The 21329-nt window shown below is 59.7% G+C and carries 20 protein-coding genes; 5 read left to right on the forward strand and 15 right to left on the reverse strand.

The genetic code is table 11. The features are described from left to right. Nucleotides 1–13 precede the first annotated feature (13 nt). The 3 genes from gmhB (at nucleotide 14) to U5805_RS22420 (ending at nucleotide 2524) form a co-directional block, all read left to right on the forward strand. A complete protein-coding gene (gene gmhB, locus U5805_RS22410; protein ID WP_322105692.1) occupies nucleotides 14–577 on the forward strand; it encodes a D-glycero-beta-D-manno-heptose 1,7-bisphosphate 7-phosphatase in 564 nt (187 codons plus the stop codon). Nucleotides 578–684: 107 nt separating this feature from the next. After that, nucleotides 685–1449, forward strand: coding sequence for a lysophospholipid acyltransferase family protein (locus tag U5805_RS22415; protein WP_322105693.1), 765 nt, complete (start codon nucleotides 685–687; stop codon nucleotides 1447–1449). A 196-nt stretch (nucleotides 1450–1645) separates the two neighbouring features. After that, nucleotides 1646–2524: a SprT family zinc-dependent metalloprotease gene (locus U5805_RS22420; protein ID WP_322105694.1), complete on the forward strand. Its 879-nt coding sequence runs from the start codon at nucleotides 1646–1648 to the stop codon at nucleotides 2522–2524. Between the two features lie 8 nt (nucleotides 2525–2532). Here the strand turns inward: U5805_RS22420 and U5805_RS22425 are convergent, their stop codons facing one another. From U5805_RS22425 to gloA, 14 genes are all read right to left on the reverse strand, one after another. Further along, on the reverse strand, nucleotides 2533–2949 hold the full coding sequence (locus U5805_RS22425; RefSeq protein ID WP_322105695.1) for a serine O-acetyltransferase: 417 nt from the start codon (nucleotides 2947–2949) through the stop codon (nucleotides 2533–2535). A gap of 111 nt (nucleotides 2950–3060) precedes the next feature. Further along, nucleotides 3061–3810 (reverse strand): WecB/TagA/CpsF family glycosyltransferase, encoded by a 750-nt coding sequence (locus U5805_RS22430; protein ID WP_322105696.1) that lies wholly within the window; start codon nucleotides 3808–3810, stop codon nucleotides 3061–3063. Nucleotides 3811–3936: 126 nt separating this feature from the next. Continuing rightward, the gene (locus tag U5805_RS22435) at nucleotides 3937–4749 is read right to left on the reverse strand and encodes a heparin lyase I family protein (protein ID WP_322105697.1); all 813 of its coding nucleotides are present in this window, start codon (nucleotides 4747–4749) and stop codon (nucleotides 3937–3939) included. 31 nt (nucleotides 4750–4780) lie between these two features. Further along, nucleotides 4781–5911, reverse strand: coding sequence for a glycosyltransferase family 4 protein (locus tag U5805_RS22440; protein ID WP_322105698.1), 1131 nt, complete (start codon nucleotides 5909–5911; stop codon nucleotides 4781–4783). Further along, nucleotides 5901–7196, reverse strand: coding sequence for an O-antigen ligase family protein (locus U5805_RS22445; protein WP_322105699.1), 1296 nt, complete (start codon nucleotides 7194–7196; stop codon nucleotides 5901–5903). The genes U5805_RS22440 and U5805_RS22445 overlap by 11 nt, the downstream gene beginning before the upstream one ends. Continuing rightward, the gene (locus U5805_RS22450) at nucleotides 7189–8007 is read right to left on the reverse strand and encodes a glycosyltransferase family 25 protein (protein ID WP_322105700.1); all 819 of its coding nucleotides are present in this window, start codon (nucleotides 8005–8007) and stop codon (nucleotides 7189–7191) included. The genes U5805_RS22445 and U5805_RS22450 overlap by 8 nt, the downstream gene beginning before the upstream one ends. Before the next feature lie 21 nt (nucleotides 8008–8028). Next, nucleotides 8029–9345 carry a flippase gene (locus U5805_RS22455; RefSeq protein WP_322105701.1) on the reverse strand — a complete coding sequence of 439 codons (1317 nt, stop codon included), beginning with the start codon at nucleotides 9343–9345 and terminating at the stop codon, nucleotides 8029–8031. A gap of 37 nt (nucleotides 9346–9382) precedes the next feature. Then, nucleotides 9383–10621 carry a UDP-N-acetyl-D-mannosamine dehydrogenase gene (wecC, locus tag U5805_RS22460; protein ID WP_322105702.1) on the reverse strand — a complete coding sequence of 413 codons (1239 nt, stop codon included), beginning with the start codon at nucleotides 10619–10621 and terminating at the stop codon, nucleotides 9383–9385. Between the two features lie 28 nt (nucleotides 10622–10649). Beyond that, entirely contained in the window at nucleotides 10650–11798 is a 1149-nt protein-coding gene (gene wecB / locus U5805_RS22465; RefSeq protein WP_322105703.1) for a non-hydrolyzing UDP-N-acetylglucosamine 2-epimerase, read from the reverse strand. Between the two features lie 45 nt (nucleotides 11799–11843). Further along, the gene (locus U5805_RS22470) at nucleotides 11844–14054 is read right to left on the reverse strand and encodes a polysaccharide biosynthesis tyrosine autokinase (RefSeq protein ID WP_322105704.1); all 2211 of its coding nucleotides are present in this window, start codon (nucleotides 14052–14054) and stop codon (nucleotides 11844–11846) included. Nucleotides 14055–14057: 3 nt separating this feature from the next. After that, a complete protein-coding gene (locus tag U5805_RS22475) occupies nucleotides 14058–14498 on the reverse strand; it encodes a low molecular weight protein-tyrosine-phosphatase (RefSeq protein WP_322105705.1) in 441 nt (146 codons plus the stop codon). After that, on the reverse strand, nucleotides 14495–15571 hold the full coding sequence (locus U5805_RS22480; RefSeq protein WP_322105706.1) for a polysaccharide biosynthesis/export family protein: 1077 nt from the start codon (nucleotides 15569–15571) through the stop codon (nucleotides 14495–14497). The genes U5805_RS22475 and U5805_RS22480 overlap by 4 nt, the downstream gene beginning before the upstream one ends. 152 nt (nucleotides 15572–15723) lie before the next feature. Beyond that, complete coding sequence (locus tag U5805_RS22485) at nucleotides 15724–17127, reverse strand: undecaprenyl-phosphate glucose phosphotransferase (RefSeq protein ID WP_322105738.1); 1404 nt, start codon at nucleotides 17125–17127, stop codon at nucleotides 15724–15726. A gap of 713 nt (nucleotides 17128–17840) precedes the next feature. Continuing rightward, nucleotides 17841–18224, reverse strand: a complete 384-nt coding sequence (gloA, locus tag U5805_RS22490; protein WP_322105707.1) for a lactoylglutathione lyase — start codon at nucleotides 18222–18224, stop codon at nucleotides 17841–17843. A 174-nt stretch (nucleotides 18225–18398) separates the two neighbouring features. Here gloA and panE point away from each other — a divergent pair, with 174 nt between their 5' ends. Both panE and U5805_RS22500 read left to right on the forward strand, forming a co-directional pair. After that, a complete protein-coding gene (panE, locus tag U5805_RS22495) occupies nucleotides 18399–19340 on the forward strand; it encodes a 2-dehydropantoate 2-reductase (RefSeq protein WP_322105708.1) in 942 nt (313 codons plus the stop codon). A gap of 107 nt (nucleotides 19341–19447) precedes the next feature. Next, nucleotides 19448–20395, forward strand: a complete 948-nt coding sequence (locus tag U5805_RS22500) for a DMT family transporter (protein WP_322105709.1) — start codon at nucleotides 19448–19450, stop codon at nucleotides 20393–20395. Between the two features lie 111 nt (nucleotides 20396–20506). Here U5805_RS22500 and rsmA read toward each other — a convergent pair whose 3' ends face one another. Beyond that, nucleotides 20507–21328: a 16S rRNA (adenine(1518)-N(6)/adenine(1519)-N(6))-dimethyltransferase RsmA gene (rsmA, locus tag U5805_RS22505; protein ID WP_322105710.1), complete on the reverse strand. Its 822-nt coding sequence runs from the start codon at nucleotides 21326–21328 to the stop codon at nucleotides 20507–20509. Between the last annotated feature and the right edge of the window lies 1 nt (nucleotide 21329).

A 21329-nucleotide genomic window follows, 5' to 3' on the forward strand; every position in this document is an offset into this window, starting at 1 on the left:
CCACGAACGCCTCATGCCGACCAACACTCCCCGCAAGCTCGTGGTTCTCGACCGCGACGGCGTGATCAACCTCGACTCCGACACGTACATCAAGTCGCCGGACGAATGGGTTGCGATTCCCGGCAGCCTCGAAGCGATCGCGCGCCTGAACCAGGCGGGCTATCGCGTCGCGGTGGCGACCAACCAGTCGGGCATCGGGCGCGGCTTGTTCGACATGGCGGCGCTCAACGCGATGCACATGAAGATGCACCGGCTCGCGGCCTCCGTGGGCGGACGTATCGACGGCGTGTTTTTCTGCCCGCACACGGCGCAGGATCATTGCGATTGCCGCAAGCCCAAGCCCGGCATGCTCAAGATGATTGCGGAGCGCTTCGAGATCGAACCGGCGGATACGCCTATCGTCGGCGACGCGCTGCGCGACCTGCAAGCCGGCGTGGCGCTCGGGTTTCGCCCGCATCTCGTGCGCACGGGCAAGGGCGAAAAAACGCTCGCGGCCGGCGGCCTGCCCGAAGGCACGAAGGTACACGACGATCTGCGCGCCTTCGTGTTCGACTTTCTCGCCAACGAACCCGCTTGAAAACGATCCCGCTCGAGAACGATCCGCTTACGAACGAACCTGCATGAGCGCGGCGAACCGGCCGACGGTTTTTCGCGCATTCCCCTAACCCGCTCGCCGCTCCTCCGATGCGCTTCCTTCGCTCCCTGCTGCTGTTCATCTACTTCATCGTCTACACGATGCCGTACGCAACGGCGTGCTTCATCGCGTTTCCGTTCCTGAACGCGACGCGGCGCTACTGGATGGCCGTGGGCTGGTGCCGTTCGACGCTGTTCGCCGCACGCGTGCTCACCGGCATTCGCTATCGCATCGAAGGCATGGAGAATCTGCCGAATGGGCCGGCCGTGCTGCTTTCGAAGCATCAATCGGCGTGGGAAACACTGGCGTTTCCGGCGCTCATGCCGCGGCCGCTGTGCTACGTGTTCAAGCGCGAACTGCTGTATGTGCCGTTCTTCGGCTGGGCGCTCGGCATGCTGAAGATGGTCCACATCAACCGCAAGGAAGGCAAGAACGCGTTCAGCTCGGTCACGCGCCAGGGCAAGGCGCGCATGGCCGAAGGCGCGTGGGTCATCATGTTCCCCGAAGGCACGCGCACGCCCACGGGCAAGCAGGGCAAGTACAAGACCGGCGGGCCGCGCTTCGCGATCGAAACGGGTGCGCCCGTGGTGCCGATCGCGCACAACGCGGGCCGCGTCTGGCCCCGAAACTCGTTCATCAAATATCCGGGTATAGTCACGGTGTCGATCGGCACGCCGATCGACACGGCGGGACTCACGCCCGACGAAGTGAACATGCGCGTGCAAACGTGGATCGAAGCGGAAATGCGCCGGATCGACCCCGATGCGTACCGGGACGCGGGCGATGCCGCAGCACAAAGCGCGACGCAAGGCTGACACGCCGACTTTGCCGCGTTCGCCGCTTAAGCCGCTTACCTCGCTTATGCCGGTTCGGCGGTTGTGGGCGCGGGCTGTGCGAGCAGGCGCGCTGCTTATGGCGTTTCTCGCACCCGACACCGCCGCGCGCCGCACACCTACTGCGCCGAACGACGAGCGCCCACGCCGCGCGCGCCGAACCGCACCAGGCTTGACGATGCAGAAGTCCACCACGCCGCGCCCCAACGCGGCACTCGACAACCGACAACTCGATCTGCCGCTCTTTGCCGAGCCGGCGCCCTCGTCTCGCCTCGATCCTGCTTCGCCCGCTTTGCCCGATTCGCCCGATACGCCGCGTACGCCCGGCAAGGCACCGCTCGCGCCGGACGGCACGCGGCTGCGCACCCTCGTGCTTGGCGCCCAGACGCTGCATTACCGGCTCAAGCGGTCGTCGCGCAAGTCGATTGGGTTTGTTATCGACGGAAGCGGGCTTTCGATCACCGCGCCGCGCTGGGTGACGATCGCCGATATTGAAACGGCCATCGGCGAGAAGCAACGCTGGATTTTTGCGAAGCTGGCCGAGTGGCAGACGCGCGTGGAACAGCGCGCTTTGCCCCGTGTGAAATGGGGCGATGGCGCGGAGTTGCCGTATCTAGGTAAGCCGATCACGTTGAAGCTGGGCGCCGGCTCGCTCGCCTTCGATGACGAGACGCGTGTGCTGGCGCTACCGCTGCCGCCGCATGCGGATTCGCAGCAGATCAAGGATCGCGTAACGGGATGGTTGCAGGGCGAGGCGAAGCGGATTTTTGGCGAGCGGCTTGCGGTGTATGCGCCGAAGCTGGGCGTCACGTTCCGGTCTTATGCGCTTTCTTCGGCGGCTACGCGCTGGGGCAGTTGTTCAAGCGAAGGGCGAATTCGCTTGAACTGGCGGTTGGTGCATTTTCCTCTTTCCGTGGTGGACTATGTGGTCGCGCATGAGCTTTCGCATCTGCGCGAGATGAATCACAGTCCGCGGTTTTGGGAGACGGTGGAATCGGTGTTTCCGGAGTTTCGGGAAGCGCGGAAGCAGCTTAAGGAGCATCCGCCGGAGATGTGAAGGGGATGTTATTCGTTGGGTTTACAAATTCTCGCCGGAACGCCCACTGCGATTGAACCAGCCGGTACATCGGCGAGCACGACGGCATTCGCTCCTATCTTCGCGCCGCGTCCAATGCGAATTGGCCCCAACACCGAAGCACCCGCTCCGATCAATACATCGTCTTCGATTAGGGGAGCCCCAGCTTTCCCGCTCCTCCCACCGATGACAACATTCGGTGAAATAATGACATTGTTACCGATAACCGCGTGACGATGTACCACAATACCCAAACCTTGGTAACCGAAGATCACGTTCCTTCCAACTTTTGCGGAGGGCGGAACCGATACCGAAAAAAGAATCCGATTTACGACCTTAAGAACCCATGGTACAAACGGAATATGAAGTAAATAGAAAAATCTCGAAATTCTATAGAAGTAAAGCATATATCTTCTGTGAAAGCCGTTAAACGGCAAATTATTCATTGCTTGTCAAAAGCAATTTCCGGCTTATTGCGGCGTTCAAACCAACCGAACGTCGCGTTAAGTGAAACCCAACTAACGTGCTTGGCTACGCGACGTGCGCAAAATGGTCTTGAGCAGCAAGCCAGCAAATTGCAGATTTGTAGTTAGATATCTGCGCCACATACGGCCCGGCTCCTGGATCACACGATAGAACCATTCCAAGCCGTAGCGCTGCATCCAAACCGGCGCTCTGCGCACCTTCCCCGCAACGACATCAAACGTGCCACCCACGCCCATGACAAAGTCCACGCCAAGTTGCGCCTGCCAGCGATTGATGAAGTTCTCCTTCTTGGGCGACGTAATCGCAACAAACAAGAGCCGTGCGCCTGACGAGCCGATCTTCTCGACTACCGCACGCTCGTCTTCCCAGAAATAACCATGGTGATAGCCCGCTACGATTAGGCGCGGATGGCGTTTGCCAATTATTTCCGCAGTCGCCTGCACGACTTCAGGCGTTGCTCCAAGCAGAAAGACGGGAAAGCCGCGCTCGGCCGCCATCACGAGCAGGTCTTCAAAGAGATCAACGCCAGCAACTCGTTCGGGCACGTCGATGCCAAGCATACGTGCCGCCCATACGACGCCCATGCCGTCGATATTGATTATATGGCACGCACGGATCGAGGCAGCAAGCAGGCTATCGCGCTGCATATGCACGATCTTTGCTACGTTGATGACCACGTGTTGGGTGAACTGTCTGGCCATCACCCGCCTACCGATCAGTTCGACAGTCTCACGCGCCGTCGCCACATCCATCGGACAGGAAAACAACTCTACTCTTTCCATTGGGAATCTCGTGTTCGCCGATTTTTTCGACACAGTAGAAAATCGAGGCAGAAAGATCACCACGCTGCCATTCACCAAAAATTAAGGAAATTTCGATTTTCTTAATTTTCGATCATTTAAGTCCCGTCATCGCCTTGATATTGAGACAGGCCCATAGAGCAAGGTTTGAACTTCCGCATCAGACGGTTCTTTCTTCCAACCTGCTTTATATAAGCCGATTTTCAGATAAGCATGTTGATCGCCGACATAGGCGTTGGCAACGTGATCGGAGCGAAAAACTGACCTCCCATTCTTCCAAAGTTGCGTAAGTGACCGCCGGCCAGTGTCATCGGGAATATAACGAAGTGTCCAGTTGACCCACTTCCCTTGGTCGCTATCGGCACAGCATAGCTTCGCTCCCGCGGTTGTTTTTTGCACATTTACACCACCGCGCGTCGAGATGTAATAGTCGGTTCCAAGCAAAGTGAGCGCGACCGTCGGTCCGTGCCCCCCCACCGTCGCCGACGTTAGGATCTGCGAGACGATCACCATTTGCTTACTATCAAATTCGAAGTCGCGAGGAATGAACGTGCTCCATTTCACAAGGTAGTCAACGCCTTGAGCGAATGTCGCCGGCTCGTGAAACAGTACCTCGGCCCGCGGAACACCATTTGCGACGTGGGTGTAGTCTTCTCCGCGCGCAATTGTTACCCGAAGAACCTGGCGCGACGAGTCGATCGGATCGGAGACAAACGTAATGCTTCCCGGATTCGCCTGCGGTGACACCATCCTGTCCAACCCATCGCGCCAGTTCGCTTCAACCATACTCGTCCCGAACGAGTTGTCCGACGGTGCTCCCTGCTGCCCGGCATTCGCTAAAAGCGGCGTCATCAATGCAGTAACGGCCAGCATCAAGCCACCCACGTAGGAAGGAAACAATTTCAGCCATACAGAGTTCATAACTTTCCTGATTAGCAGGAGATCTGATCGCTCACGATCGCAATTCGCGATAGCACTTTACGTACTGATCGCACACACTTTCTACGGAATAGCGTTCCAGCCCATACCGGCGCCCCGCCTCACCCATTTGCCAAGCTAGGCCAGAATCCTCGCAAACTCGCTCGATTGCGTCAGCAAGTTGGTCTGCGTCACACGGGTCAACCAGATATCCCGTTTCTCCTTGCTTAACAAGATCCAGGAATCCGCCATTTCTCGTGCCGATAACCGCAAGTCCGCAAAACATTGCCTCCAGGGTAGCGATACCAAAGGGCTCTCGATAACTGGGCAAGCAGAACGCCTGAGCATTGCGGTAAAAATCCATCAGTTCATCGCCGCGCAGCCAGCCAGTGAAAGTAATGCAATCCGTTATGTCAAACTTCGCGGCAAGTCCGCGCCAGGCGTCCGTGTTGCCCGTGCCCGCGAGCTTTACGTGAACATGGCATTGCCTCTTCTTAAGAATTGCAATCGCGGCAAATAGCTCAGACAAGCCCTTTTCCTCAACGAACCGACCAGAGAATGCGATGTATGGCTTCGAAGCGCGCATGTTCATCGCCCTCGCCGGTCCAAGCGACGCGACACGCTCCGCGCGGAGTGCACAATTTCCAATGACGCGAACATCCGCCCCGTTCCGAAACTGGCGAATATCCGCAGCCATTTCCGTAGATACACCGATCGCGGCACTAGACGACTCGATAAATTCCAGAAACGCAGATCTGATCCAGACTGTTTGTTCCTCAATGCAATCAGCGAGATTGTTCGAGTGCCAGTGAAAAATCACCTTGCGACCCAGCACACGCGTCGCACGATAAAGCATCAGCTTTCTGAGCGCCGAACCACGCGCCGATACGTGAAAATGAATTACATCAACATCGGTCAATACACGCAGAAAAAATCGCGGCAGATCCAACACGAAGAACGAGAGCCTGTCCCTTACAGTCTTGAATCCACGTGTCTCAAAGAAATCGAATCTAACCGCACGCTCCTCGAACGATGATTTCGCGGATCGCAATTCGTCAAGCACGGAAGCGACGCCCCCGCGTTGGCCGAATCCCGGTCCCACGTGGAGCACGCGGAGTGTTTTACCCATGATGTCGGAACTCGTTTCCATAAATTCATTGCCCACTCTCAATCTTCCTACGCTCCTCTTGGGACCATCGTCGCACTAGCTCCGAGATCACAGCAAGATAGGGTGCAACGATCGCGGACGTCAGCACATGTCCTGCCGTGCAGGCAATGAAAATTAGCAGGATGAAGAAGTATTTCCCGTAATTCGTGATGCGCCCTTTACCCGGTTGCGCGTACAACCGAAAGAGAGCCCGCAGGTACAAACACGACACGGGAATTCCCATAATCAACGTGAGATCGGGGCCGTCCATCTCAACGGGATAGCGAACTGTCGGATAACCACCAATTAACAGAGGCAGGAAGTCGCGACGAACAAGCTCGTCCCATACGTTCGAAAACTTCACATTTCGACCGGACATAAGCACCGTGGCAACCCTTTCACTGCCAGCGCGATCGCCTTGGTAACTGAAGTACTGGATGCTGAGATCAACCGCCTGACGTATGGTCGGCACAAAAAAATAAACGGCAATGGCAACCGCCGACATCACCGCGATAACACTACCAAGGCGGACACTCGCCTTGATGACGCCGTATCGTGCATAGGAGTACGCCGCGATAACGCCAAAACCGGCAACCAACGCGCCCTTGGTGCCCAACAGGAATGCCGCCGTGAATAGTGTTACGACTAGCCCAACATGCGTGGCGCGCCAGCCGCTCCGAGCGACATGCAGATAGACGAGCGCCAAGGCCGAAAGTAGCAACGCCGACGCCTCGTTCTGAGCATAGATGATGCCTTTGTAGCCAGCGCGGATCTGCGTGTCTCCACGATAGCTTCGGAAGATATCGATAGAGAAAGCAGCTCCCACGAGAATTGCAATCGCATAGACGAACAACGTCATGCGTATAAGCGCTTCAACTCTTTCCAGCTGACCGTCCTTAAGCTCGGAGAATGCCGCAACATACACGAACAGCGAAAAGACTTTCGCAATGGCGATGACTTCCTCGACAAATTCCCCGCTGGTCATCCCATCGAATGCCAACGAGGCGCACGACATGGCGACCGCGGCAACAGCCAGAAGGCCGATGCACAAGCTAGAGAGCCGCACCCGTCCACGAAAAGACAGCGCGGTAACCAGACCAAAGACCATCACGCCTCGAACAAACAGCGAATAGCGCGCGCCCATGTCACCGCCCGCCTGCCCTTTCAACGCATAAACGGAGAGAAAATCCGCGAGCGGCGACAGTGCGATGCCCCCGAGAAGCACGAACCAAACCATCGCACCGAACGAATTGTCCCATTTGCTCCGACGCGACACCCGCACCTGGGCGGCCAAGTCAATCATTACGCACAGTCCTTCTGCTTCTGGTTGCTCCCGCCGACCATTCCGCAACGCGAATCACGGCCGCGATGCTCCAGCGGACAACCAGCCGTCCGACCCGAATGGGCTCAAGCAGGTAGTCGCGCCAAGGAACTCGTGCTGGTGCATGTTGGCTGCGTTCGCCTTCAAGGTCGCTGGCCAAGGATTCAAATGCCTCCCACACCACATAGGGCCGCAGTTCCTTAATGATCATTCCACCGTCATCGCGATGCCATGGCCAGTCGTCAAGCAGTGCTCGGACAGGTCCTTCCGTGTGCTCCAGTGCGAGCTTCGCGCCGCGGGGGGAAATCCAGTAACCGACGGCACCCGACGTCCATTGCTTGAACGGCGTGCCGATGCGCATGCCATCGATGCAATCAAAGCGCTTAAGCGGCTCATATAGGTACTCCCGAGCTTCCCTCGAGCGGCTCAGTTTCGACTGCCCTAGCAGTACGACGTCAGCGAAGTGTGCCAGCACATCTTCGCGCCAAGTCAGCGCCTTCGCGAAGAACTCACGATCCAGCAACGCGTCGTCTTCGAGCACGATCACGCTCCTGCCACCACTCACGACGCGCTGCCATAGCAGCCTGTGACTGAGAAAGCACGCGACCTCGCCCTTCGTCAGCGACCGCCCGTAGCGCGCGCGCACTGCCGAGTCATCATAGAGACGAACCAGTTCGCCACTATCGATACCTTGTGCGTCGATTGCATCAATGAACGAGAAATCCACATCGTTTTTCGACATCACCTCTGCGATGCGCTCGCGCCGCCCCGAGCGCACGAGCGAAACGATCATTACCGGAAATCTTGTTGACATTCATGCCCTCAGCAATTGGGTGAAATGCGCTCGCATGCGAGGCGATCCCCAAACGACCGCAACGAACACAGTAAAAATCACTACTTCCGCGACCAGGAACGACCATGCGGCACCGCGCGCACCGAAATGCGGAATCAATACGAACGACAATCCAATGTTGAGAAAACCCGCGACCAGCATGACGATCGACCTCAGCCGTCCGTTCTTGAACGGCACCAGCACCTGGAGACCGAGCAGATAAGCGAGATTGCCGAACACCGTCGCGAGGCATAGCAACGTCAACACCGGCGCAGCCTCGCCGAAGCCGCGCCCGAGAATGACGTTCGTCACGTAGCCAGAAAGCATTGAGACGACCAAAACGCCCACGCCTGTGATGGCGAGCGTTGCGACGGCTCCCAGTGCAGTAAGTTTCGCCCCGGCCCTCGGCCTGTCCAGCATTAGCGCCGACACCCGCGGATAAAGGACAGTATTGATCTGGGCGGGGACCATATTTCCCACGGTCTTAATGCGATCGGCGGCTACATACAATCCCACCTGATAAGGATTGCCAAGCGCTGCTAGTAGCACCGTATTGGTCACGCCAAACAGGCTGACCGAGATCGTGGACAAGAACATGTCGACACCCTGCCTGAGACGCCGCCACGCCTGGCGCCACGCTAACGTCGGACGACCCAGCAAGCCAAGCTTGCGTACCATCAAGAGCGAAAAAAAGCCCGTTAGGAACGGCGCGGAAGCCTGGATCGCTGCTGCGATCGCGATGTCGTCAACAGACTTTACGAACACAAAGATCAGCGGTAGCGTCGCGAGGCGTCCGAGCAGCGACACCGTCGCGAACAGCGAGAATCGCTCGAGCCCCTGTAGTACCCAGTTGAGCGTGAATACATTGCTGACAACGGCGATCCACGACGTCAGTACAACAGGTAGCACCGCGGCAGCATGTTTGTCGAAGCGAATCGTAACGCCCAACGCCAGCAGCGAAACAAGACAAAGCAGCGCCTTCGCGAACATGACGGACCAGATCAGTTCGTTAATGGCGGTCTTGTCACCCCGGCATTCGACGACTGCGCGCGGCCCACTCAGATTAAATCCCCAGTCCGTCCACATCACACCATAAACAGCAATGGCTGATGCGTAGCCGAGGATGCCGAAATTCGTCGGCCCAAGCATGCGCGTGAGGTAGGGGAACGTCGCCAGCGGCACGAGATAATTGCCGATCTGCCAGGCGATCATTGCGAATAAGTTGCGCCCCAGGCGTGGCGCTTGCACCATCTGGCTAGCCGTCCCTGCAATTCGCTGCGACCTCTGAGCCTTATTCATGAAAAGCCCAAACGCGTGGAAAGCACTGCCGCTCCGATCAAGCTAAAACCCCTCGCGTATCAATCACCACCTTCGTCTGCATCCGAATCGGATCAACCTGCTTGAATTGTGCGTGATCCACGAGAATCACAATCACGTCGGCCTCAGCCAACGCCGTACGCAAATCGCAAAGGTGCAGCGCGCCTTGCAGCCCCGCCGGCAATTCACGAATATTCGGCTCAACGGCCACCACCTGCCCCGCGAAACGCTGAGCCAGTTCCTTCGCGATCTCCACCGCCGGGCTCTCACGAAGATCATCGATATTTGCCTTGAACGCGAGACCCAGACACGCGATCACCGGCTCGCGGAAGCGCTTCGCGGCCCGCTCCACACGCTCGACCACCCAATTTGGCTTTTCGTCGTTCACGTTGCGAGCGGCACGAATCAAACGTGCCTGCTCCGGCGCGGAATCGACAATGAACCACGGGTCCACCGCGATGCAGTGACCGCCCACGCCCGGGCCAGGCTGCAAAATGTTCACGCGTGGGTGGCGATTTGCCAGCTTGATCAGTTCCCACACATTGATGTCGAGGCGGTCGCATATCAGCGAAAGTTCGTTGGCGAACGCGATGTTCACATCGCGGAATGAGTTCTCGGTGAGCTTGCACATCTCAGCCGTGCGCGCGTCCGTGATGATGCATTCCCCGCGCACGAACACCTGATAGAGTTCTCGCGCGGCTTCACTGCAACGGCTCGTCATTCCGCCGATCACCCGGTCGTTCTCGACCAGTTCGCGAATGACGTGGCCGGGCAGCACGCGCTCCGGGCAATGCGCCACGCGAATGTCCGACGCCTCGCCCATCTGCTGCGGGAACGTGAGGTCGGGGCGCATTTCCGCCATCCACTCGGCCATCTTCGCAGTCGCCCCCACCGGCGAGGTCGATTCAAGCACGATCAAATCGCCTTTCTTGAGTACCGGTGCCACCGCGCGGCTAGCCGCTTCGATATAGGAAAGGTCAGGCTTGTGCCCTTCGGAGAACGGTGTCGGGACAGCAATCAGGAAAGCATCAGCGGGTTCCGGCACAGTCGTCGCGCGCAGGTAACCTTGGGTCACTGCCGCATGCACCAGCATGTCCAGTTCGGGTTCGACGATATGGATAGCACCGCGATTGATGGTTTCCACCGCATGCTGATTCACGTCCACGCCGACCACTTTCCTGCGGCGCGCCGCAAATGCCGCCGCCGTAGGCAAGCCGATGTAGCCAAGCCCAACCACCGAGATCGTTTCGAAGTTCATGATATTGATGCCTTGAGAGTCGTTGGCTTCACGCTGCGCGCAAAGCGGATTTCCAGCGCGCATTCAGCACGTCAGCAATGTGGTCGCAAGCATGGCCGTCGCCGTAAGGGTTATCGCCGCGGCTCATCGTGGTGTACAAGGCGTCGTTTTCCAGCAACTGCGAAACGCCATCCACAATCGCGCGCACATCGGTGCCGACCAGTTTTACGACGCCGGCATCAATTGCCTCCTGTCGCTCCGTTGTGTCGCGCATCACGAGCACGGGCTTGCGCAGCGACGGCGCTTCTTCCTGAATGCCCCCCGAATCGGTCAAAATCAGGTGTGCGCGATCCATCAGGCTCACGAACGGCAAGTAGTCGAGCGGCTCGATCAAATAAATGTTGGCAATACCGGTAAGCAGGCGATTTACCGGTTCGCGCACGCTGGGGTTCAGATGCACGGGGTAGACGATGTCGACATTGGGATACGCATGGGCAAGCTGAGCCAATGCCGTGCAAATGCGCTCAAAGCCATCGCCAAAGCTCTCTCGCCGATGGCCCGTGACCAGCACGATACGTCGGTCTGAGGCGAAATCGGGCAGCAGGCGCTGCGCCTCCTCGCGCAGGGTCGAGTCGCTGGCAAGGCGCTCGCGCACGTGCAATAGCGCATCGATAACCGTGTTGCCCGTCACCACAATCGAGGCGTCGCTCACACCTTCCGCGAGCAGATTCTCACGTGCGCGCTCCGTGGGCGCGAAATGCAACGTTGCAAGCGCACCCGTGAGTTTTCGATTCGCTTCTTCGGGCCACGGCGAAAGCAGGTTGCCGGTGCGCAGCCCCGCTTCCACGTGACCGACGGGAATACGCTTGTAGAACGCCGCAAGCGTCGCTGCCATGGTGGTGGTCGTATCGCCATGCACGAGCACCATGTCCGACTTCGCTTCATCGAGTACCGCGCGCATGCCGGACAAAATCGATGTCGTCACATCGTAAAGATCCTGACCGTGCTTCATGATGTTCAGATCGAAGTCCGGCGCAATATCAAAAAGCGCGAGTACCTGGTCCAGCATTTCCCGGTGTTGCCCGGTCACGCATACCTTGCAGTCGATACCCGGATCGGATTTCAGGCGCCGGACGAGCGGCGCCATCTTGATCGCCTCGGGACGTGTTCCGAACGTTAGTAGTACTTTTTGTTTCATCGTCGTGAGCTTTCGCGGACAAGCCGCATAGTTCCAGATCCCGCGTCAGTCGACTTTCTTTCGGTAGTCGGAGTAAGCGCCGTACGCAGCGCCCCGCTGCGGAACATCCGTCAGCAGCACGCCATCCACACCAACGCCCGCATTGGAAAGATGACGGGTCGTCTCGCGCAGTTCGGCGGCGGAGTGGCGGCCATAACGCACGACCATCAGCGTCGCGCCCGCAAGCTTGCCGATCAGCATCGGATCGGTCACTGCGAGGACTGGCGGCGAATCGACGATCACCATGTCATAGGACGTGGCAAGCGACGTGAGCATCGCGGAAAAACGCTCGCGCAACAGCAGCTCCGATGGTCGATCAGGCGCCGCGCCGGCCATCATCACGTCGAGGTTCGGCAGCGCCTGGCGATGAATCACGGAATCGGGCTCGCGTCCCATCAGCACGTCGGAGAGACCGGGTTTGCCGTTGATCGAAAAGTACGCGTGAACATCGCCGCGCCGCATGTCGGCATCAATCAGCAGGATTCGCTTGCCGGTCGCCGCGAGCACCGTCGCGAGGTTCACGGAGACGAACGATTTGCCTACACCGGGACGTGGCCCGGTGATCATCACAATGTTGTTCTCAGGCTTGAGTACGCCGAACTGAAGGGCTGTGCGCAAGCTGCGCAGCCCTTCGACCGCAACGTCGTCCGGGAACACTGCGGCAAGCACGCCCGGTTTGGTCGGATTGCGGCGCGCCGATTGTTCGAGTGCGATCTGCTTTTCGCTGTGCGAGATGATGGCGTAGACCGGCACTTCGACGGCATGCTCGATTTCAGCCGGGCTTTCCAGACCACGGTGTAGCATGCGTCGGCCGAGTGCGACGACGCAACCGATCAGCAGTCCGAACGCAGCGGCAAGCGGAATCACCAGCACCTTCTTCGGTCGTACCGGCTCCTCAGGCACGACCGCAAAGTCCACCGTGCGCACGTTGCCGAGCTGGCCAGCCTTCAGCACGCGCAACTGTTGCGTGCTGTCGAGCAGCTTCATGTAGAGGTCGGTATTGACCTTCACGTCGCGCATCAAGCGCAACGCTTCCTGCTGTGTCTGCGGCAGGTCGGTCACCTGACGCTCGTATAGGTCCTGTTGGTGTTCCAGCTCGGCAATGCGTGCGTCGATGGCCGCGACCATCGGATGAGAAGGGGTGTAGCGCTGAACCAGCTCGGCACGCTGCTGTTGCAAATCGACAAGATGAGATTTGGCATCGACAACGGATTGGAGCAGAAGCTTGCCCTGTGCATCCAGGTCGATGGCGCCAGATTTTTCTCTGAATGCGTTGTAGCGCGCCTCCGACTGATCAAGATCCGAGCGGAGTTGCGGAAGCTGGTCGCCGAGAAAGCCGAGCATCTGTTGCGCCTGCGCCGACTTTCGATCAACGTTACGCTGCACATACAGGCTCGCGATCATGTTGATCGTGGCCGTGATTCGTTGCGCGTCCTCGCCATCGAGCTTGACGCCAATGATTCCAGACTGTTTGGTTTTCTCCGCAATATCGAGCTTATTTTGCAACTCTTCCACGGTTTGCTGCGTCGAATAACGCATCAAGTCAAAGTGCGTTCCGGGTCGCGCCACGAGCGACGACACCGCTATGCGCACAGCACCTTTCGCCATCATGCCGGTTGCGACTTCGCCAACCTTCGCTCGAATAAAGACGTCGCCGTCGGGATCGGATAACTCATAGCGCTGATCGTCGAGCGCGCGCAGCTTGAAGCGCTTCTGGTAAGAATCGGCCGGCACGTCGAATACCGAAACGCCAATGCGCTCGCCACCCCATGCATAGCTACCCAAACCCAGCAAAGGCTTGGCCAGACCGCTTTCTCCCTGCGAGCGCCGTGCAATCGCGGCGCCGATCAACGGAAAATAATGAGGTTTTGCGCTGATATCCAGATGCAGGCGACTGACGGTCTCGCTCACCACCAGACGCGAGCGAATCAATTCGATTTCCGCGTCTGCCGTGGCTTTGCTCTGAAACAACGATGCAAGATCGCCCAACTTGTCGTTGATCGACCCAGTGCCCGAATCGTCATCCACCTGAATCATCGCGTCGGCGCGATAGACCGGTGTACCCAACACTGCGTAAATCGCACCGAGCAGCAGCACGCAAACCATCACGATGGCGATCTGCTTCCAACTTTCGCGCAACGCGCCAAAGATCTCGGAAAGGTCGATTTCATCGTCGTCCGCCTGCTCGGCCGAACGGTTTTGCTTAAGAAGAGTCATGATTCAGTGAGCCAGTCCTGCCAATACACCGCGCCAATGCGCAACGCCGTGCTCGATTTGCGCAAACGCCAGTTCGAATGCCGCGCGGTGCCGGCGATACGGGTCCACGACGTCGATGCCTTCGTTTTCGCCTAACCGATAGACCTTTCCACGCGCGTACGGCCATGCCATTTCGATCTGCTCACGTTGCGCCTTCGTCATCGTGAGGATGAAATCGGCGCTGCGTACCCGCTCCGCCGTAAGCGCCGTGGCGACATGATCCTTGAGTGGTACGCCGCGCTCCTGCGCCATTTCGAGCACGAGCGGGTCCGCACCCTCTCCCACCAACGCATGCGTGCCGGCCGAACTGAAACCGATATCCGGCAACTCTTTTGCCAGCATCGCGCAAGCCAGAGGGCTGCGGCAGATGTTGCCTTCACACACCACCAGAACGCGGTCGATCATTTCGCCAGTACCCCAGCGGTCAAGCCTGCGTTAATGGCGGGAATGAGCAACGACAGCACGCGATTGAAGCGGACAAGACCATTGCCGTCGACATAAACGACATCCTTCGGCTGCAAGTCGAATTCTTTCGCCACCAGCATTGCCACCGGCGAGCGGCCATCGAGATGGAACACCTGCGGCGAGCCGCTCAGAGAGCCGCGAATTACAAACATCTGCGCCGCGTCTGCCGTCGAGGCGTTCACGCTGCCGGCCTGCGCAATGGCGTCGGCCAGCGTGATTCGGCCCGTGCGACGCGGAATTGCCGAAATAGGCTTGTTGACCTCGCCCATCACATAGACATCGTTCTCGTCACGCGCAACCACGCGCAGAAGATCGCCGGGGCGCAGGTAGAGCCGCGAGGGGCTCACGCCGTTCGCCAGCATCTGCGTGAGGTCGATGCGATGCGAAGCGCCGTCGCGGACCAGCACGACGTCGCTCTGGTCCGCGGTATCCGCGAATCCGCCGGCGCGTGCAACTGCTTCGTACAGCGACATCGGAACATCGTTCACCGCGACGACGCCGGGACTGCGCACCTCGCCGTCAACGTACACTTCGTGCGCGCGGTACGACGCCATGCGGACCGTGACCTGTGGCTTGACGAAATACTTGCCAAGCGCCGCGGTCAGCCGTCGCTGCACTTCTTCCGGGCGCAGACCCGCCACGTGCAGGGCGCCGGCATAGGGAAACTGCAAATCGCCGGTCTGGTCGACGGTGAAGCCGGAAAACGGATCGCCGGGACGCGACGAGGCCTGCGAACCGCCCGTGCCCATGGCGGCGGCGATCTCCGGGTGATCCCATACGACGATCTGCAACACGTCGCCGGCACCAATCGCGTATGGCTTCGGCGCGCCGGAAAGCAGCTTGACCTGTTCCTGCTGCTTCGCGAGACGCTCGGCCTGCATGCGTTGCACGGCCGCGACGTCGAGTTCCGTGATGGGAATTTCGGGCGTTGCACCAGTGGCACTCGCCACCTTGGCGGAGGCTGCGCCATCGGTTGCCGTTGCGGAGGCGGAGGTGGACGTCGTCATGCGCATGCCGGGCGCAATCGCGCATGCGCCCATCGTCAAGCAAAGGACGAGCGTAGCGCTCAAAGTCGACATCCGATGGACGCTTTCGCGGCTCTGACTTCGCGAAGGGGGGCGGGACAGCACTCTCGTTCGTTTCAACACTTCTGCGTTCCAGCTGATCAATAGGCGTTGCTGTGTACCAGTCCTTTGAACACCGTTGCGACAACGATGCGCATGTCGAACGCAAAGGACCAGTTGCTTAGATAAAAAAGATCGTGTTCGACACGTCCCTGCATCTTTTCGATGCGATCGGTCTCGCCACGAAAGCCGTTGACCTGCGCCCAACCGGTAATGCCCGGCTTGATGCGATAACGGTGGATATAGTTATCAACGATGTTCTGATAGAGCCTGTCGTGCTCGATGGCATGCGGGCGCGGCCCCACGACCGACATTTCGCCGCGTAGCACGTTGAAGAACTGCGGAAGCTCGTCGAGACTCGTGCGGCGCAAAAAGGCGCCGACGCGCGTGATGCGCGGATCGTTGCGCGTGGCCTGCTTGACGACACCTTCGGCGGCGTCATGTACCCGCATGCTGCGGAATTTGTAGATGTCGAAAACCTTGCCGTTCGCGCCCTTGCGCTTTTGTGTGAAAAGCACCGGCCCGCGCGACGACAGCTTTACCGCGAGCGCAATGGCGGCGAGCAATGGCGAGAGCGCCACGACCGCGCAAAACGCGAAAATGCGGTCGAAGATTTCTTTCGCCGCCAGCGCGTCCGAAGACAACGGCGAGCCGACAAGATTGATCGCCGAGGTGCCGGCCAGATCGACCATCTCGCCGTCGAAAAGCGCCATTCCGCTGACGTCGGGGATAAAGCGAATATCCACGAGGTCGGTACGGAACAACTCGATGAATTCGAGGATTGTCTTTTCTTCCGACAGCGGCAGCGCAAGCCAGACTTCCTTCACCTGGTAACGGCGCACATAGTCGGCGAATGCCAGTCGGTCGCGGAATGCGGGCGTTGAACCCGTAGCGCTCTCTTCGGCGACACCGGTATCGAAGGTCGTCGAGACGAGATACATCGAACCGGGTGTGGACTCGACCTTGTACAAGAGTTGCCGGCAGCGCTCCCCGCTGCCGACAATCGCCACCGCGCGCGTTCCCTGCTCCGCGCGGCGGCGCGCCAGTTCGGCGCAAACGTGCCGCCGCACCGTGATGCCGATGCCGGAGAGCAACGCCCAGCGCAACATCCAGCCGGTGTCGGGCCGGTATGGCTCGCAGACGAAGAGTGCGGCCAGCAGCGCGCCGGCCAGCGCAAACACCCATGCGAACACGGGCGCCAGAACGCAGCGCAGCAAATACGGCCTGTACACAGCCTGATACAAACCGAACGCGGGGAACAGCAGCACAGAAAGAAGCAAAGCAAAAGCGACGAGTGCATTGTCGTAACCCGGACTCACCGCCGTCGCTGCCGCGCGCGCACTGATCAGTGCGCTCAGCGCGATCAGGAAGATATCCGATGCGCGCGCCAATGCGTTGCCATGACGAGGCGACGTATTGGCGTAGCTCTGTGCAGGCAGGTGCATGAAATTCCCCATGAATGAATCGTTGCTTGCGTCGTTGCGAGCCCGCTTCCTCACCGTTGGCACTCCGAAGGCCCTCTTTCCCGAAGGATTCGTTCGCAAAGAATCGGCCTCGCGGCGTGATCGGGAAAATGAAACGGGAAGCGGTAAATATCAGCCGGGGAAAGCAAGCATGTGTACGCCCACGCTATTTCTGCTACGCGCGAGGCTGCCACGCAACGGTTCCGGTAACCGTTTTTCCCGCTGCGGACGCCGAGCCGATCGTCTTTCATAAGCGGCTTTTACGACTAAAGACTAAGGGAGAAAGTCTCGTCGGCGCGGTCACTCCCGTATATAGGAAGAGTCCGAAATAGCTAGTCCTGCTAATCACACCTTCGCCATTTCTCCATGGAAATGGGCCGCTAATCCCGTAATACATTGAAATATACGTGCGTCATTTAGATTAATTTCGCACTACGAATTAAATTTTTCACGAACCTGCCTTGCTGAGAAGGCACTTGCTCATGGCCCCTTTAAAGAAGGGGTTTCGAAAAATTGGAAAGCGGGGGATTCGAAATTATTAGATGCCCAGCGCAAATTTACAACGGACTTTTAAATTTAATTGACCAGATTTGCTATTTTATTAATCTTTGATAAATCTAGTTAAATCACAATATAGATTTTCATTCGAAACACCAGCATCAGAATATTCTGATGCTGGACAAGATAACTCCTACTTACTTCCGCTGAATAAACTCAATCTTGTACCCATCCGGGTCCGTCACGAACGCGATCACCGTCGTGCCGTGCTTCATCGGGCCGGCTTCGCGCACCACCGTCCCGCCCTGCTCCTTGATCTTCGCGCAGGCCGCATACGCGTCATCCACTTCAACCGCCAGGTGCCCGAAGCCGGTGCCGAGATCGTAGGAAGGCGTATCCCAGTTGTGCGTGAGTTCGATCACCGTGCCGTCGCGCTCGTCCGTGTAGCCGACGAAAGCCAGCGTGAACTTGCCGTCCGGGTAGTCTTCGCGGCGCAGCAGTTTCATGCCGAGCAACTCGGTGTAGAACTGGATCGAGCGGTCGAGGTCGCCGACCCGAATCATCGTGTGCAAGAGGCGCATGGGGAACTCCGTTATGCCATCGTGAAAAGCGCGACTGTACCAAAATCCCGTTGCGCCTGTCGTGGCGGCAAAATCCGCCGATTTGCACTAGCATGATCGCCATCCCGAAATGGCCGCGACACCCATCGAGGCCATTTCGCTGACTGAACGTAAGCAACAAGCAAGGAGCGAGACATGCGGATTCTGGTTGTCGGTGCGGGCGCGACAGGCGGCTACTTTGGCGGTCGCCTCGCCGCTGCCGGGCGGAACGTGACGTTTCTGGTGCGCGAGGCGCGCGCCGCGCAGTTGCGCGACAACGGCCTCGTGATCCGCAGCAAGGCCGGCGGCGATCTCACCCTGCGCGACGTCAAGACTGTTACCGAAGCCACGCTCCAAACCCCGTTCGACCTGATCCTGCTCAGTTGCAAGGCCTACGACCTCGAGAACGCCATCGACTCGTTCGCGTCCGCCGTCGGTCCCGGCACGCTGATCCTGCCGCTGCTCAACGGCATGCGTCATCTCGAAGTCCTGCAAGCGCGTTTCGGCACCCAAGCCGTGCTCGGCGGCGTGTGCCTGATCGCGTCGACGCTCAACGAACAGCGCGAAATCGTGCATCTGAACGATTCCCAGGCGATTACCTTCGGCGAACTCGGCGGCGGCATCTCGCCGCGCGTGGCAGCCGTGGCCGACGCGTTCGGCAACGCCGGCTTCACCATCAAGGCGAGCGAGCACATCCTGCTGGACATGTGGGAAAAGTGGGTGTTTCTCGCAACGCTCGCGGGCAGCACGTGCCTCTTTCGCGCGCCCGTCGGCGCGATTCTGGCGACCCCCGACGGCGCCGCGACCATCGAGCGCCTGTTCGCCGAATGCCGTGCAATCGCGGCCGAACACGGCCACGCGGTGCGCGACAGCTTCCTCGAACGCTCGCGCGCGATGCTGTTCGCAACGGGCTCGCCGCTCACGGCTTCGATGCTGCGCGACGTGCAGAACGGTTCGCGCATCGAGGCCGATCACGTGCTCGGCGACCTGATCCGTCGCGGCGGCGCGGCGCAGCGCTCGGCGAGCGAGCTTTCGGTGCTGCGTATCGTCTATAGCCAGCTCAAGGCGTACGAAGCGCTGCGCGATAGCGCCGGCTAACGCCGCATTCCGTTCTCGCGCGCGCGAGCGGCGTGGGGATTTTCGTCGGCCGGCAGTAAGGTTTTTGCTATCGTTACGCTCCAGCCTTCTTCGCCGAGCGTCCTTCGATGAGCACCGTCGCCTTGCCCGCGCGCCGCGCGCCCGACACCCAGGCCGTCGTCCTCATGGTCGCGTTGTGCGCGATCTGGGGCTTTCAGCAAGTCGCGATCAAAAGCGCGAACGCTTCGGTGCCGCCGGTGCTCCAGGCGGGCGTGCGCTCCGCCATCGCCGCATTGCTCGTGTGGGGTTGGACGCGCGCTCGCGGCGTGCCGCTCTTTCGCGCCGACGGCACGCTGGCCGCGGGCCTTCTCGCAGGCGGCCTGTTCGCGGCGGAATTCGTCTGCATCTTCGTCGGGCTGACGATGACGAGCGCCACGCGCATGGCCGTGTTTCTCTACACCGCGCCCTGTTTCACCGCACTCGGCCTGCACTGGTTCGCGCCCGGCGAGCGCATGCGCCGCACGCAATGGCTTGGCATCTCGGTCGCTTTCGCGGGCATGGCGCTCGCCTTCGCCGACGGTTTCTCGCACCGCGGTCCTGCCGCCGATACGCACGCGATGCTCGTCGGTCTTGCCGGGGACGCGCTCGGCGTGCTGGGCGGCGTGGCGTGGGCCGCGACCACGGTCGTCGTGCGTTCGAGCACGCTTGCGCACGTCAGTGCGAGCAAGGCGCTCTTTTATCAGCTTGCGGTGTCGGCGGTCGTGCTGCTCGCGCTCGCGGCAGGTATCGGCCAGATCGGCCAGTTGGAGCTACGCGCGATCACGCCGCTCGCGGTGATGAGTCTCGGCTATCAGGCCGTGGTGGTCGCGTTCGTGAGCTATCTGACGTGGTTCTGGCTGCTCACGCGCTATATGGCGTCGCGGCTTTCGGTGTTTTCGTTTCTCACGCCGCTCTTTGGCGTGACCTTCGGCGTGCTGCTTCTCGGCGAATCGTTCAGCAGCCGCTTTCTGGCGGCCGCCTTGCTCGTGCTCGCGGGCATCGCGCTCGTGAACGCGCCGGCCAAACGTCGCGTTTGAGCGTTTCGAGCGCGGTTCAGGCGGCCCGATTCAAGCGATTCAAGCGATTCAAGCGATTCAAGCAATCGACGCAATCGGTGCAATCCAATCGGCGAGGATCAACCCCGGCGATCAACCCGCGCTTTCGAGCGCCTGCGCAAGACGCACATATTCGTCGACGGGCACTTCCTCGGCGCGGCGCGCGAGATCGAAGCCCAGCGCGTCGAAATCGAGCCGATCGCGGTAATCGCCGAGCGTATTGCGCAGCATCTTGCGCCGCTGAGAGAACGCCGCCGTCACGAGTTCGCCGAGCACGGCGCCGTTCACCTTCGGCAGTTCGTGCGGCGCATACGGGATCATGCGCACGATCGCCGAATCCACCTTGGGTGGCGGCTGGAACGACTCGGGCGGCACGTCGATCAACTTGTCGATCACGTAGCGATACTGGAGCATCACCGTGAGCCGCCCGAACGCCTTGCTGCCCGGCTCGGCCACCATGCGCTCGACCACTTCGTTTTGCAGCATGAAATGCTGGTCGATCACGCGCTCCGCGAACGTCACGAGATGAAACAGCAGCGGACTCGAAATGTTGTACGGCAAATTGCCGACGATGCGCAGCGACGGCTTCTCGCCCTCGGCCGCCAGCGCGCCGAAGTCGAACGCGAGCGCATCGCCCGCGTGCAGTTCGAGCAGCGCGCCGAACTTCTTCTTCAGCCGCGCGATGAGATCGCGGTCGAGTTCCACCGCATGCAGCGGCGCTTCGGGCGTGGCGAGGCGTTCGATCAGCGGCTCGGTGAGCGCGCCCAGACCCGGCCCGATCTCGACCATGCGTTCGCCGCGCTGCGGCCGAATGACGTCGACGATCGAGTCGATCACGCCCGTGTCGACGAGGAAGTTCTGGCCGAAGCGCTTGCGCGCGAAGTGGCCCTGGTGCTGTCTGCTGCTATTGGACATC

The sequence above is a fragment of the Paraburkholderia sp. J41 genome, assembly GCF_905220235.1.
Taxonomy (GTDB): Bacteria; Pseudomonadota; Gammaproteobacteria; order Burkholderiales; family Burkholderiaceae; genus Paraburkholderia.

What these genes read in the sequence shown, in the direction of transcription:
- U5805_RS22445 (WP_322105699.1), bottom strand. Translation starts at nt 7,196, where the DNA reads ATGATTGACTTGGCCGCCCAGGTGCGGGTGTCGCGTCGGAGCAAATGG.
- U5805_RS22425 (WP_322105695.1), bottom strand. Translation starts at nt 2,949, where the DNA reads ATGCTTTACTTCTATAGAATTTCGAGATTTTTCTATTTACTTCATATT.
- gloA (WP_322105707.1), bottom strand. Translation starts at nt 18,224, where the DNA reads ATGCGCCTCTTGCACACGATGATTCGGGTCGGCGACCTCGACCGCTCG.
- U5805_RS22450 (WP_322105700.1), bottom strand. Translation starts at nt 8,007, where the DNA reads ATGATCGTTTCGCTCGTGCGCTCGGGGCGGCGCGAGCGCATCGCAGAG.
- U5805_RS22485 (WP_322105738.1), bottom strand. Translation starts at nt 17,127, where the DNA reads ATGCACCTGCCTGCACAGAGCTACGCCAATACGTCGCCTCGTCATGGC.
- U5805_RS22475 (WP_322105705.1), bottom strand. Translation starts at nt 14,498, where the DNA reads ATGATCGACCGCGTTCTGGTGGTGTGTGAAGGCAACATCTGCCGCAGC.
- wecC (WP_322105702.1), bottom strand. Translation starts at nt 10,621, where the DNA reads ATGAACTTCGAAACGATCTCGGTGGTTGGGCTTGGCTACATCGGCTTG.
- panE (WP_322105708.1), top strand. Translation starts at nt 18,399, where the DNA reads ATGCGGATTCTGGTTGTCGGTGCGGGCGCGACAGGCGGCTACTTTGGC.
- U5805_RS22420 (WP_322105694.1), top strand. Translation starts at nt 1,646, where the DNA reads ATGCAGAAGTCCACCACGCCGCGCCCCAACGCGGCACTCGACAACCGA.
- U5805_RS22435 (WP_322105697.1), bottom strand. Translation starts at nt 4,749, where the DNA reads ATGAACTCTGTATGGCTGAAATTGTTTCCTTCCTACGTGGGTGGCTTG.
- U5805_RS22455 (WP_322105701.1), bottom strand. Translation starts at nt 9,345, where the DNA reads ATGAATAAGGCTCAGAGGTCGCAGCGAATTGCAGGGACGGCTAGCCAG.
- gmhB (WP_322105692.1), top strand. Translation starts at nt 14, where the DNA reads ATGCCGACCAACACTCCCCGCAAGCTCGTGGTTCTCGACCGCGACGGC.
- U5805_RS22415 (WP_322105693.1), top strand. Translation starts at nt 685, where the DNA reads ATGCGCTTCCTTCGCTCCCTGCTGCTGTTCATCTACTTCATCGTCTAC.
- wecB (WP_322105703.1), bottom strand. Translation starts at nt 11,798, where the DNA reads ATGAAACAAAAAGTACTACTAACGTTCGGAACACGTCCCGAGGCGATC.
- U5805_RS22470 (WP_322105704.1), bottom strand. Translation starts at nt 14,054, where the DNA reads ATGACTCTTCTTAAGCAAAACCGTTCGGCCGAGCAGGCGGACGACGAT.
- rsmA (WP_322105710.1), bottom strand. Translation starts at nt 21,328, where the DNA reads ATGTCCAATAGCAGCAGACAGCACCAGGGCCACTTCGCGCGCAAGCGC.
- U5805_RS22480 (WP_322105706.1), bottom strand. Translation starts at nt 15,571, where the DNA reads ATGCGCATGACGACGTCCACCTCCGCCTCCGCAACGGCAACCGATGGC.
- U5805_RS22430 (WP_322105696.1), bottom strand. Translation starts at nt 3,810, where the DNA reads ATGGAAAGAGTAGAGTTGTTTTCCTGTCCGATGGATGTGGCGACGGCG.
- U5805_RS22500 (WP_322105709.1), top strand. Translation starts at nt 19,448, where the DNA reads ATGAGCACCGTCGCCTTGCCCGCGCGCCGCGCGCCCGACACCCAGGCC.